Annotated in this window: 8 protein-coding genes; 3 read left to right on the plus strand and 5 right to left on the minus strand. The window is 70.1% G+C overall.

Going from position 1 to position 13068, the window contains the following annotated elements:
• On the minus strand, nt 1-234 hold the full coding sequence (locus MFF30_RS22045) for a hypothetical protein (RefSeq protein WP_238282174.1): 234 nt from the start codon (nt 232-234) through the stop codon (nt 1-3).
• A gap of 313 nt (nt 235-547) precedes the next feature.
• Between MFF30_RS22045 and MFF30_RS22050 the strand changes: the two genes are divergently transcribed.
• The 3 genes from MFF30_RS22050 (at nt 548) to MFF30_RS22060 (ending at nt 3639) form a co-directional block, all read left to right on the plus strand.
• Entirely contained in the window at nt 548-2353 is a 1806-nt protein-coding gene (locus tag MFF30_RS22050; RefSeq protein ID WP_238282176.1) for a glycoside hydrolase family 15 protein, read from the plus strand.
• A gap of 87 nt (nt 2354-2440) precedes the next feature.
• Complete coding sequence (locus MFF30_RS22055; RefSeq protein WP_238282177.1) at nt 2441-2662, plus strand: hypothetical protein; 222 nt, start codon at nt 2441-2443, stop codon at nt 2660-2662.
• 98 nt (nt 2663-2760) lie between these two features.
• Entirely contained in the window at nt 2761-3639 is an 879-nt protein-coding gene (locus tag MFF30_RS22060) for an SDR family oxidoreductase (protein ID WP_238282178.1), read from the plus strand.
• 443 nt (nt 3640-4082) lie between these two features.
• Here the strand turns inward: MFF30_RS22060 and MFF30_RS22065 are convergent, their stop codons facing one another.
• The 4 genes from MFF30_RS22065 to MFF30_RS22080 form a co-directional block, all read right to left on the minus strand.
• The gene (locus tag MFF30_RS22065) at nt 4083-5636 is read right to left on the minus strand and encodes an FAD-dependent oxidoreductase (RefSeq protein ID WP_238282179.1); all 1554 of its coding nucleotides are present in this window, start codon (nt 5634-5636) and stop codon (nt 4083-4085) included.
• Between the two features lie 410 nt (nt 5637-6046).
• Nucleotides 6047-7597, minus strand: a complete 1551-nt coding sequence (locus MFF30_RS22070) for a GMC family oxidoreductase (RefSeq protein WP_238282180.1) — start codon at nt 7595-7597, stop codon at nt 6047-6049.
• Nucleotides 7594-9000: an alpha/beta hydrolase gene (locus MFF30_RS22075; protein WP_238282181.1), complete on the minus strand. Its 1407-nt coding sequence runs from the start codon at nt 8998-9000 to the stop codon at nt 7594-7596. The genes MFF30_RS22070 and MFF30_RS22075 overlap by 4 nt, the downstream gene beginning before the upstream one ends.
• Nucleotides 9001-9284: 284 nt before the next feature.
• Nucleotides 9285-13068, minus strand: a 3784-nt coding sequence (locus MFF30_RS22080; protein WP_238282182.1) for a 5'-nucleotidase C-terminal domain-containing protein, incomplete at its 5' end; no start/stop codon positions are given.

Here is a 13068-nt window from a genome sequence, read left to right on the forward strand (position 1 = left end):
TCAGAGAACCTTTCCATCCGATGCCGGAGCGACCACCCGGCAGGCGGCGGTTGCGGCGTCCGCGTCGGCGCAGAGGCGGGCCTGCCAGCCCACCGAACCGTTGCCGGTCCAGGCGATCAGGGCCGCCCAGCCGAGGACAAGCACGGCCCCGAGCAGCAGGTGATCCGGCGCCACGAGCGCGCGCGTCTTCGCGACCAACGCCCGAAACGGAAAATCCTCGCGGGTCCGCAGCATGGCAACCTCCAACCGACCTCATCTTCGTATTGAACGTTCATTCACTGGTCAATGAGCGTTCATTCTAGGGGTGCGCCGTGGCACCGCGATGCGGCCTTCGAGCCACAGGGGCAAGCGTGCGAGCGGGGCCGACGTGTCAACGTGAAGCAAGCCGGAATCGGAACGGCCGGGGGCGACACGGGTTCGACCAGACTCCTGCGGAGGACCCGGTCGGCCCGGTTCGGATGTTCGGGACGCCCAGCCCTCGGCTCGCGGCGTCGCGCCCGGCCCCGGCCGGGTATCGTCCGTTCCCCCATCCGAGGCCGTCCTGACCGTGTTGAAGCCCTTTCCCCGCGCGGGCGGTCCCGTCGCCCGCACCGACGGATTTCTCCCGATCGAGGGCTACGCGGCCATCGGCGAGGGCCGCTCGGTGGCGCTCTCGGGCGCGGACGGCTCCATCGACTGGTGGTGCTGCCCCAACCTCGACTCGCCGCCGCTGTTCGACCGCCTGCTCAGCCCGGAGGAGGGCGGCTACTTCGCGATCACGCCGGAGGCGCCGTTCACGTCCGAGATCGGCTACCGCGACGGCAGCAACGTGCACGAGACCGTCTTCACCACGCAGACCGGGCGGGCGCGTCTCACCGAGAGTCTGAACAGCGGCCCGGCCGGGCGCCTACCCTGGGCGGAACTCGCCCGCCGGATCGAGGGCCTGGAGGGGCATGTGCGCTTCCGGGTCTCGCTGGTGTTCGGCACGCGGGGCGACACGGCCGCCCCCTACCTCTCGGGCAACAGCAACGGTACTGCCTTCCACGTCGCCGGCATGATGGGGCTGTTCCGCACCAGCGACGGCGTCCGCATCGAGACGGAGAACGACCACACCATCGCGGGCTTCGTCGAGGTCAGGGCGGGCCAGCGCGAGGTCGTCGCCATCGTGGCGGCCGAGAACCAGCCCCTGGTGGTGGCGCCCATCGCCGAGATCGACGGGCGCATCGACGTGTCATGCCAGGAATGGCGGGACTGGACCGAGCGGCTGGCCTATCGGGGCCGCTACGCCGAGCCCGTCCTGCGCAGTGCCCTGGCGCTGAAGCTGCTGCTCTACTCGCCCACGGGGGCCATCGCGGCGGCGGCCACGAGTTCCCTGCCCGAGGGCATCGGCGGCTCGAAGAACTACGATTACCGCTACGCCTGGATCCGCGATGCCGGCTACGTCATCAAGGCGTTCCTGCGGCTGGGGGCGCAGGCCGAGGCCAACGCGGCCCTGTCCTGGTTGATGCGCCATATCGGCGAGCATGGGGCGCAGGTTCTCTACACCCTCGAGGGCGGATGCGTGCCCGACGAGCAGGAGATAGACCTGGCCGGCTATCGCGGCTCGCGCCCGGTGCGCACCGGCAACGCCGCCACGGGCCAGCACCAGCACGGCATCTACGGCGACATCTTCGAGACCGCCGAGCGCTTCGTCGCCGACGGCAACATGCTCGACCTGCGCACCGGGGCTCTCCTCGCCGGGCTCGCCGACCAATGCGCCGAATCCTGGAAGCTGAAGGATGCGGGCATCTGGGAATTGCCGGAGGCCAAGCACTACACCGGCTCCAAGATCAGCTGCTGGCAGGCCCTGGCCCGGGCGGTGGAACTCGCCGATGGCGGCCATCTGCCCGGCAGCTGCCGGGAGCGCTGGGCCCGCGCCCGCGACCGCGTCGCCGACTGGATTGACGAGAACTGCTGGTCGGAGGCCCAGCAATCCTACGTCATGTATCCCGGCTCGGAGAAGCTCGACGCCTCCCTGACGCTGGCCGTGCGCTTCCGCTTCGGCAACCCCGAACGCCTCGCCGCCACGTGCCGGGCCATCGACCGGGAACTCGGACGCGGCCCCTACCACTACCGCTACACCGGCGCGCAAGCGGAGGAGGGCTGCTTCCTCGCCTGCACGTTCTGGCTCGTGGAGGCCAAGGCCTTGCTCAGGGAGACGGCGGAGGCTGAAGCCATGTTCGAGGCGCTCGTGGCCGCCCTCGACCGGAATTCCGGCACCTATTCGGAGATGGCCGACCCGGTCAGCGGTGCCTATCTGGGCAACCTGCCGCAGGGGCTGACCCACCTCGCCCTGATCCAGGCCGCCGCGACGCTGTCGGGCCTCGATCTCTGAGGGGCCGCCGCACCCGGCGGGAGCTTTGGTCGCAGATCCGACCCCCGTCCTGCAGCGTTGCCCGGGACCACGACAGGAGACGGCAGCATGGCCCAGACCACCGACCACAAGACCACCGACCAGAAGACCGGGGACGTGACGACCTACATCCTCAAGCAGGCCCTGGCCGCGCGGGTCGACGATCACGTGGAGATCGCGGTCGAGGCCGAGGACGGCACGACGTTCAAGATCCGGGCGACCTCCGACCAGCTCGACGCCCTGACGGGCGACCTCGAGACCATCCTCGAAGCCGACGACGCCGACGCCTGATCCGCTCCTTCCGGGGTCCGCCACCGCGCGGGCCCCATCTTTCCGAAGACGACCGCGCAAGACAACTGCTGAACACAGCCCGGGAAAGTACCCCTCCGATGACCATCGATCCCCGTGACGCCGGTCCCCGGCCGCCCTTTCCCGGCGACCAGCAGCAGGAACGGCCGGGTCTGACCTCGCGGATGCGTCCGGCGCCCGACCACGGCGAGACGAGCTACGTCGGCAAGGGGCTCCTCATCGACCGGGTCGCCCTGGTGACCGGCGGGGATTCGGGCATCGGCCGGGCGGTGGCCATCGCGTATGCCCGCGAAGGCGCCGACGTGGCGATCTCGTACCTGCCCGTCGAGCAGTCGGATGCCGAGGACACCGCCGAATGGGTGCGCAAGGCGGGCCGGCGCGTCCTGCTGCTGCCCGGCGACCTGCGTGACCCGGCCCATTGCCGCGACCTCGTCGCCCGCACCGTGGCCGAACTCGGCGGCCTCGACATCCTCGTCAACAACGCCGCCGCGCAGGTGGTCAACGAAGGTCTCGACGACGTGACGCCGGAGGACCTCGAGGGTTCGTTCCGCGCCAACGTCTTCGCGATGTTCTACCTCGCCCAGGCGGCCGTGCCGCACATGAAGCCGGGCGGGGCCATCGTGAACTCCACGAGCCAGCAGGCCAAGGTCGCCGACAAGACCATGCTGGTCTACGCCTCCACCAAGGGCGCCATCGCGAGCCTGACCATCGGCCTGTCCAACCTGCTGGCGCCGAAGGGCATCCGGGTGAACTGCGTCGCCCCGGGCCCGGTCTGGACCCCGATCCAGCCCATCGTGAAGGACCCCGAGCAGATCGCATCGCTGGGCGCCGACACACCCCTCGGCCGCGCCGGCCAGCCGGCCGAACTCGCCCCCGCCTACGTGCTCCTCGCCTCGCGGGAGGGCAGCTACATGACCGGCGCACTTGTGCCGGTAACGGGCGGCACGCCGATGTATTGAGAGGAAGTGGGCACGGGCCCCAGGGGACCCCGCTTCCACGCCATACGAAAAACCCGTGGTTTCCCGGGCGATGAACGCGGGACCGGTCCGATCCCGCCGAGGCCCCGATCAGCCGGACCCTGTGGGGGACCGCTCGCAACCCTCGGCACGCCTCGGGAAGGTCCGCCTTCAGGCTCCTTGGCGGGGCGGACCGCCGACCAAGTCGGGTGGGTTTCTGCCGGTCTGCTTCTGGAAAGCAAACCGGCAGAAACCGGACATTCGCGCGGAATGCGACGCATATCGGCTTTTCGCCCATTCCGATCGGTCGAGAACGCCAGAGGGCATTCGACCGCCGATACCTTAGGGTCGCGGCGGCCTGCGTGGCTCGAAGGGCGGAGGGCCGGCACCACGCCGACCCGGCGACCTGTCCTTGCAGCGGTTTTCGATGGGTTGCCGGACAGGGCCTAGGCAGCCTCTCGCGCCAGGTTGGGCAGGTCCGCCCCGGCCTCGATCTCGGCCGCCGAGGGCAGGCGCCCGAGGCCGAGCAGGTGCAGGAACGCCGTGAAGGCAGCGTTGCGGCCGATGCTGCAGGCGGCGGTCACCCGGTCACCCGTGACGTAATAGGCGATGAAGTCGAGGGCGACGGGGTCCCCCTGCATGACGATCCGGTCGAACCCTTTGGCGTATCCGCCGTAATCGAGGCGCTTGTCGCCCTGGTTGCTCCAGAAAAACAGAGCACCCGCGAACACGCCGCTCCGGCCGAGGATGGCATGGGCCACATGCGTGCCATGCTGCTGCGCGAGGCGCCAATGCTCGATCCGTGCTGTCTCGCCGCTCGCCTTCTCGGGGAAGGCGGCGATATCGCCTGCGATCCAGACGCCCTCTGCGAGCTTGAGGTCGCCGGCGACCGCGAGGCCGCCAGCCTCGTCGGACTCGACATCGGCGATCAGGCTGATTTCGGGACGGGCGCCTGCGCCGATGAGAACGATGTCGGCCGGAAGGCGTCGTCCGTCCTCCGTCTCGACGGCTTCGACGCGGCCGGTGCCGGCGATCCTGGCGACGGAGCCGGTCTCGAAGGTGATGCCGTTGCCGGCGTGATACCGCTTCAGCGCCGTGCCCACCGCCTCGCCGAAGCGCTTGGCGAAGGGCGTTTCCTCGCGCGCCAGCACGGTGACGGACAGCCCGCGTTTCGTGAGGAACGCAGCCGCCTCCATGCCGATGAATCCGGCGCCCACCACGACGACCGACCCGCCCTCGCCCGCAGCCTCGCTCACGCGGAGGGCGTCGTCGAGGCTGCGCAGGGTGAAGACCCCGCCGAGGTCCTTACCGGGGAAGTCCGGCACCACCGCCCGGCTTCCGGTGGCGACGAGGATCGCGTCCGCGCTCAAGGTCCGGCCGTCCTTCAGGGTGATGTCGCGTCGGGTGGGATCGACCCGGGCGACCTCCGCGGTGATGCGCTCGACCGTGTTGATCCGGTCGAAATCGGGCTCGATCAGCACCTTCTCCGGCGGGGTCGGCTTGGCAAGGAACTGCTTGGAAAGCTTGGTCCGATCGTAGGGCGGGTGCGCTTCGCGACCGACCATGGTGACGCGGCCGTCATAGCCTTCGCGGCGCAGCGTCTTCACGCAGGCGACGGCTGCGGCACCCGAGCCGACAATGAGCACGCTCCCCACGGTCGCGCCCGTTGTCTTCGTCGGCGCCGGCTCCGGCGTGAGCGTCGCGACGGCGTCGGTCCCCTCGATGCGGACCGGGTAGCGCGTCAGGGAATCGAGGGCCGGCGGCTCCTCCAGGCTTCCATCGGCCAGCGCGAAGGCGGCCTTGTGCCAGGGGCAGTAGAGACGTCCACCGCAGATCTCGCCCTTGGCGAGCGGCGCCCCGAGATGCGGGCACTTGGCCTGAAACGCCCGCACGCCGGAAGCGTCGCGCACGAACAGCACCTTCTCGTCTCCGGCCGCCCCCTCCGTCATGCCCCCCATCGGGATCGCGTCGAGGGCAAGGCGGATCTCGGTTCCGGGCATGGCTGGCGTCCCTTCTGGTGAGCGCCATCGCGCCCGGCCTATCAAGTCGCCGAACCCGTTCCGGTTGCCTCTTGCCCGGCCGGGAACACGGTGGACGGCGGATTCGTGAGTTCGCCTCGAGCATCGGCCGAAGTCGTCCGGTTGCGCCGCGACCGCACCGTCATCGGGTCACTCCGAGGGCACACACAGCGACGGCGCATTCCCCGCAGGATGATGCTCCGACCGCAGGATCGAAGACCTGAGCCGATCGGACGTCCGCTTCCGAGTTCAGGTCGGCGGCCCGCGCGACGGGGAACAGGCACGCGCGACGGAACCGGATCTCGCGACCGCTCATGTCCGTGTGATCGACCGCTATCCCGACATCGTGGTCGAGGCGGTGGCCTGAGCCACCACCCGAGTCGCGCTTGCGCTCAGCGCCCCGCCTTCAGAAAAGCCTCGGCGCTGCGCAGGCTGAGCGCCATGATCGTCAGGGCCGGGTTGGCGGCCAGCGAACTCGGGAAGGTCGAGCCGTCGCAGATCCAGAGGTTCGGAACCTCGAAACTGCGGCCGGTGGAGTCGACCACCGCCGTGTCGGCGTCGCGGCCCATGCGGCAGGTGCCGATGGTGTGGGCGACGCGCTCCAGGGTCCAGAGATCCGAGGCCCCGGCCGCTTCCCAGACCCTGTTCAGAAACCGAGTCGCGTGGGCGTTGAGGCGGGTCTCGTTCGGGCCGTAGCCGAAGCTGATCGCGGCCTTGGGCATGCCGAGCGCGTCGACCTCGTCGGACAGCGTCAGCACGTTGGCGTCGCAGGGCAGGGTCTCGCCATTGATGCCGATGCCCGCCATGTGGTTGTAGCGGGCGAGCTGGTCGGAGAGCGCCCGGCCCCAGAGCTTGCGGCCCCGCACCAGGGAATTGGCGAAGGTGAGCGGCACCACGCCGAGGCTCTGGACGAGGTAGCCGCCGGCGAAATCCGCGTCGGCCGGGCGGATCATGTCCTCGGTGATGAGCGAGGAGGGATAACCCTTGTTCATCCGCATCTCGGGCTCGAACGTACCCCAGACCTGGGTAGCGACGTGGCCCATGTAGTTGCGCCCGACCTGGCCGCTGCCGTTGGCCAGGTCGAGATGCAGCAGGAGACGCGCGGATTCCACCGAGCCGGCGCAGAGGAAGACGTTGCGGCAAGGCTGGCGATGGTCGATCCCGCCCTGGCGGTAGATCACCGCCGTCACCCGGCCGTCCTTCGCGCGCTCGATGCCGTGGACCCGGGCCTCGGCCCGGATCTCGGCGCCGTAATGGACGGCGAGCGGCAGGTAGGTCACGTCCATGCTAGTCTTGGCGCCGGTGCGGCAGCCCTGGTGGCAGTAGCCGCAATTGATGCAGCCGGGCCGGGTCGGGCCGTGCTCCTGGGCGAAGGCGCGTGAGACCACCGCCGCCGGCGCGTCGGCGCAGCGCACGCCGAGCGCCGCGCAAGCGCTCGCCATGGCCTCGGCCGGGGCGTTGCGGGCAACAGGGCCCAAGGGATAGGCGCGGGTCTCGTCCCAGGGGTAGGCGGCCGGGCCGGAGACGCCGATGAAGGCTTCGACGCGCTCGTAGAACGGCACCAGTTCGGCGTAGTCCAGGGGCCAGTCGACGCCCTCGCCGGTCTCGCTGTGGAGGCGCAGGTCACGGGCATCGGCCCGGGGCGTGAAGGCGCCCCAGTGCAGAGTCGAGCCGCCGACGCCGGTGCCGCTGTTGTTGCCGCCGAAGGCCTCGGGCGTCGAGCCGCCGCTGATCCGCTCCTCGGTCCAGTAGATCTCGTCCGCCAGGGTCTCGTCGAAGGCGAACCCCTTCGGGTCGAAGTTCGGCCCGGCCTCCAGGGCGATGCAGGAGAGTCCGGCCTGCGCAAGGCGCGCCAGCAGGGGCGCGCCGCCCGCGCCGGTGCCGATCACCACCGCGTCGACGGTCTCGGAGGTGGCGTGGCGACGCATCGCATCGAGATTCATCGGACGGTCTCCGGGGGGGCGTTCGGTTCCCAGGCCTCGCGCTGGCCGATTCCGACCGATTGGAAGCCGGGCAGGGGCTCGGTGTCGCCGCCGGCGCCGATGCCGCTGAAATTCATGCGGGCCAGGGCGACCGGGTGGGCGAGGTAGGTGCGGGCCACGTCCGCGCGCAGGTCCTCGAACCAGAAGCCCATCTGCTCCGCGTCGAGGTCGCCGGAGACCGCACCGGATTCGAGGCTGCCGAGCAGGGCGTCCTGCGCGTCGGTAGCGAGGGCGACGAAGGGCGTCCCGTGCCGGGACCGGGCGGCGGCGTCCAGGGTCCGCAGGGCGAGCCGGTAGGCCTCCGGGTCGGGAGGGAGCCGGGCGAAGCGCCAGCCGTCCCCGGCACCGCTCGCCAGCCGCGCGTCGATGCGGGCGGCAAAGTCGATGGGGCCGGGACCGTCCTGCGGCAGGACCCGCGCGCAGGCCGCCCGCAGGATGGCGAGGCCGACGGGGTCGAGGGCGCGGGGCTGGTAGGCGGGGTCGTCGGGTTCGGCCCGCTGCAGCAGGGCCTCGCGCAGGCGGGTATTCACCCGCTCGGAGCGGATCAGCGCGGCGTAGGCTTCCGGGATGGGGGGCACCTCCGGCAAGGCGGCGGTGGCGCCGTCCGCGAGGGACAGGACCGCATCCGCCACCGCGTCCGGGCGCTCGAGGGGGATGAGGTGCCCGGTGCCCTCCAGGGTCACCAGTTGGCCGCGCGCGAGGTGCGGTGCCGTCAAGGCGGCCTGGGCCGGCGCACCGAGATCGGCGTCCTCGGACCCCGCCAGGATGATCGCGGGGGTGCGCAGCACACCGATGCGCGCGCTCCAGTCCTCGCGGCTGCCGCCCGCGAGCCACGCCTTCCAGGCGGCGGGATCGGCCCGCAGAACGTCCGCCACCGCGCCGTCCCGCAGCTCGTCGGGGAGGGGGGCGCCGACATTGGCATCGACGAAGGCCCCGGCTTCGCGCGCACGGGTCGCCGGATCGGCGTCGATCCAGGCGGTCATCGCGGCGCGCTTGTCCTCGCTCATCGGCTCGGGGGAGGGTGGGGAACCGGCGAGGATCACCAGACCCGCGAGGCCTTCGAGGCCCGGAGCGCCATCCTCGGCCCGCCGGGCCAGAACGAGGGTGACCTTGGCGCCCATGCTGTTGCCCGCCAGCATCCAGCGGCGGGGGGCCGCCGCGCGAATGTGGTCCGCCACCGCGTCGGCCATGGCGGCGACGTCCCATCCGCGGGCCGCCTCGGCCTCACCGAAGCCCGGCAGATCCAGGGCGATGCAGGTCACGCGCCCGGCGAGGCGCGCGGCGACCTGATCGAAGGCGCGTCCGCTCCCACCGAGATAATGGAGGCCGAAAAGAACCGGGTGTCCGGGCGTCTGGTTCGTCATGATCGGGGAAGTCGCGCGCGGCCGTGGCGCTTCAAGCCGGCCCCGACGCGGCGTTCGGCAGCAGCCGAGGCCAGGAACGATCTTCCATCCCGGCCAGCCGATGGAGAACGACGATCTCCGCAGGGACGCGCCCCGTCGCACCGCCCTGCGGAGAGAACTTCACGTTCCCGTGAAGAACCGGATGACCCCGAAGGATCTCGGGTTTCGGCCCGCGAATGCGAAGGGGCCGCGCCTCGCGGCGCGACCCCGTACCAAGCTACCAGGAAGGTCCGTGAGTTCGCGGCTCAGCCGAGGGTTCCGGCGCCGAAGGTGCCGTCGTTGAGGACCGAGCGGTTCTCGATGAGGCCGTATTGCAGGAAGTGCTGCATCGGGTCGATCCCGGCTTGGCCGACGTCGCTGTTCACCGCGAGATAGGTGGAGGTGTCGAAATCCCGGGCCGGATCGCGCCCCTCCTTCCAGCCGTAGGTGTCGTAGTGGTTCAGGGGGTTCACCCCGGCCGCCGCGACGTCACCGTAGGCGGCGAGATACCCCTTGGTGTCGAACACCGCGTTCGGGTCCCGGCCTTCCTTCCAGCCATAGGTGTCGTAGTGCTGGCTGGCGAAGGCGAAGATGTCGCCGCCGGCGACCGTGGCGGCCTGGGCCACGTCCGCGTTGGCCAGAAGGTAGAATTCGGGATCGAAGCCGCCCTTGATGTTGGCCGTGAACCCGACCGCGTCGAAGATCGCGCGGCCTTCCGCCTGGCCGTACTCGATGTAGTGGGTCAGCGGGTCGATGCCGGCCGCCTTCACGTCGGCGTTGCGGGCGAGATAGAACTGCGTGTCGAAACCGGCGCTCGGGTCGCGGCCCTCCTTCCAGCCGTAGGTGTCGTAGTGGGTCAGCGGGTTCTGCTTGGCCTGCGCGACATCCGTGTAGGTGGCGAGATAGCCCTTGGTGGAGAAGAAGGCGTTCGGGTCGCGGCCCTCGCTCGCACCATAGGCGGCGTAGTGTGCATCCGCGTCCTGGCCGGCTGCGAGCACGTCCTTGTTCCGGGCGAGGTAGAACAGGTCGTCCACCAGGCGGTTGCCGTCGGCGAGATCGATCGTCACGTCCGAAAACTGGATGCGCTCGAAGCCGTTGATGGCGTCGCGCCCTTCCGGGCCGGAGACGATCGTGAAATTGCCCTCCTGCCAGACCTGCGCGTCGGCAAGCTTGGTGGCGAAGATCAGGGTGTCGGCTTGCGTGGCGCCGCCTGGGCCGGCGCCCCCGGTGAGGATGTCGTCGCCGGCGCTGTTGTAGACGATGTCGTCGCCCGCCCCGCCGTTGAGGATGTCGCTGAAGGCCGTGCCCCGCAGGGTGTCGGCCTCGGGCGTGCCGTTCTTGAGGACGCCGCGCTGGAGCACGGTGTCGGCCCGCGCCGCGAGGTTCTGGATGCGCAGGTCACCGGCCGGCCCTGTATCGGCGGTGCCGTAGGGCGTCGTGGCGTGGAAGGCCTTGAGGTATTCGGCGAGCGCGTCCTGCTCGGAGCCCTTGACCGCGAAGGTCTCGGTGTCGGGCAATGAGACCGGGGCGGCGTCGCGGAGCGCAATCTTGTTCTCGCCATAGGCCGGGAAGGGATAGTTGTCGCCGCCCAGCCCCGGCGCCGAGGCGGTGCCGGTGGCGAGGAAGTCGAGGGTCACGACCTTGATGGCGCGGTTGGCGTCGCCCACGAGCTGGCCGTTCTGCACCAGGGTGTCGAGGACGCGGCCGTTCTCGTCGATGATCGCCGCGTTGACGATGCGCTGCCCCTCGCGGGTGACGTTGCCGTTCACGTCGAGAGTCTGGGCCTGCTTCGAAGCGTCGAAGCTGTAGGAGATGCCGCCAACCTGGGCGAACTGGCCCGGGGTGGCGCCGGGTGCCACCGCGGCGACCCCGTGCTCGAGGACCCGCTCGAGCTCGGAGGCGGTGACGGTGACGACCGCGAGGTTGTTGTTGAAGCGGAGCGAATTGGTGACGTCGAGCTGCGAGATGTCGCCGGCCTGCTTGCCGGCCGAGAGGTTGGCCGCCGGAGGCAGCTCACTGGTGCCGCCGCCGGCCGTGGAGAACGAGCCGATCGAGTCGCGGATGCCGCCGCCATTCTTGATCGAGACGGTGACGCCGGCATCGAACTGCTTGGCGTACCAGAGGTTCGCGTCCGACGAGAGGTCGCCGAGGTTGGTCTCCTCCGTGCGGACCTCGCCGCGCCGGCCTTCCAGGTAGACGCTGGAGCGGCCGAGGATGTTGCCGTCCTGGGCCCGGATGACGTCCGCGATGCCGGCGGTCTCCTGCACGCCGTCGTTGTTGGCATCCAGCCCTTCGATCACCTCGCGGACAAGGAAGCCCTTGGTTCCGGGGGTGAAGGCGGCGGCGGTCGAGCCGTAGAGCGCGGCCACGCTGGCATCGTCCACCGCCACGGCGCCGCTGGTGGCTGTGTTCACGGAATTGCGGATGATGTTGCCCTGGTCGTCGAAGGTGACGGTGAGGCGGCCCACATAGGAATACTCGGAGGCGGTGTTCACCAGGGCGAGGGTCTGGCCGCTGGCATTGGTGAAGAACTGCGGGTAGCCGCCGGTGGCCGTGTCCCCGGGGAGCAGGCGGTCGTCGCCATCGGCCAGCAGGGTGTGCGAGCCGCCGCCGATGAGCACGTCGACGTTGCGCAGGAGCGGCGCCAGCGCCTGCTCGTTGGCGAGCTGCTGCAGATGCGTGCCGACGATGACCTTGTTCACGTCCGGGTTGAGGCTGAGCACCCGGTCGACCTCGGCGTTGATCTGGCTTGCCAGCAGGGCGATGTTGTCCTGGCCATTGAAGCCGTCCAGCGTGACGTTGCCGAGCGTCGTCAGCAGGGGCTCGAGCTGGGTGGTGGCGCCCACGAAGGCGATCTTCTCGCCGTTCTCCACGAGGATCGTGGACTTGGCGATCTTGTCCGCGCCGGTGCCGGTCTGGGTCGAGGTCGGTCCGGTCTGGGCGAAGGTGGCGTTGGAGACGTTCGGGTTGACGAGGCCCGAGAGCGCCGCTTCCCGCGAGAAATTCAGGTTGGTGGAGAGGTAGGGGAACTGGGCACCGACCCAGGTGTCGTCGGAATTGCCCGCAGCCGTGCCGAGATTGGCGCCGATGATGTTGGCGACTTCCGTGGGGCCGGAATCGAACTCGTGGTTGCCGAACACCGCCGCCTGGACGCCGATGATGTTCTGGATGGTGATGTCGGCCCGGCCGACGGAGGCCGCGAGTTTGGTGTAGGCGGCTGAGCCGGTGAGCCCGTAGAGCTGGTTGTAGACGCCGTTATAGGTGGCGGCGAGCTGCGGGTCGGCGCCCGCGATGAAGAACGGGCTCGGGATCCAGCCGTCGCCGGTGGAGAGGGTGATCGAGTTCGGGGTCGAATCCTCGAGCTTGTCGACGATGGCGGCGAAGTTCGCCGCGCGCTGCGTGGCCAGAAGGCCCGCTTCCCAATCGGACGCGTGCAGGATCTGGAGCGTGTAGGTCATGGCCGGCGGGGTCTCCGTCGTGAAGTCGAGCTGATCCTGGGGGATGCCCGCGAAGGCGTTGCCGGCGGTGTCCACGAGGGCGCCCGCCGGGACGATCACGTCGTAGGCGGTGCCGGCCTTGAGGTCGGTGCTTGGGTTGATCGTCACCGTGGCGCCGCTGATCGAGACCTGGGACGTGTCGCCGACCGCGACGGCGCGGGTGTCGCCGGCCCCGTCGGTGATCGTGATGGCGCCGGTGCCGGCCTTCACCGCCTCGCTGAGCGTCAGGACGATGCTGGCGCCCACCGCGACCTTGAGGGCATTGTCGGCGGGCGTCGCGGAGACGAGGCGCGGCGCGGTCTGGTCGAGCTTGAGCCCGACCAGGATCGGGTCGTGGTCGGATTCGCGGGCGGGGACGAGACCGTCGAAATAGGCGGCGGAGCGGCCGAAATCGAGGTTGTAGTCGATGGCGTCCGCCTCGTCGGCGTTGATGTGCCACTCGGTGACGCCGGTGACCTGGCGGTTCAGGCCGGCATTGGCCAATGCGTGGTCGAGGGCGCCGTAGGCCCCGTCGAAGACGTAGGAATAGGGGTTGGCGAGGCGGTCCTCGGCG

Origin of the sequence: Methylobacterium goesingense (genome assembly GCF_022179225.1) — a bacterium.
GTDB classification, from domain to species: Bacteria; Pseudomonadota; Alphaproteobacteria; order Rhizobiales; family Beijerinckiaceae; genus Methylobacterium; species Methylobacterium goesingense.

Coding starts and splice junctions, on each gene's coding strand:
- MFF30_RS22045 (WP_238282174.1), bottom strand. CDS start 234: ATGCTGCGGACCCGCGAGGATTTTCCGTTTCGGGCGTTGGTCGCGAAG.
- MFF30_RS22055 (WP_238282177.1), top strand. CDS start 2,441: ATGGCCCAGACCACCGACCACAAGACCACCGACCAGAAGACCGGGGAC.
- MFF30_RS22060 (WP_238282178.1), top strand. CDS start 2,761: ATGACCATCGATCCCCGTGACGCCGGTCCCCGGCCGCCCTTTCCCGGC.
- MFF30_RS22065 (WP_238282179.1), bottom strand. CDS start 5,636: ATGCCCGGAACCGAGATCCGCCTTGCCCTCGACGCGATCCCGATGGGG.
- MFF30_RS22070 (WP_238282180.1), bottom strand. CDS start 7,597: ATGAATCTCGATGCGATGCGTCGCCACGCCACCTCCGAGACCGTCGAC.
- MFF30_RS22075 (WP_238282181.1), bottom strand. CDS start 9,000: ATGACGAACCAGACGCCCGGACACCCGGTTCTTTTCGGCCTCCATTAT.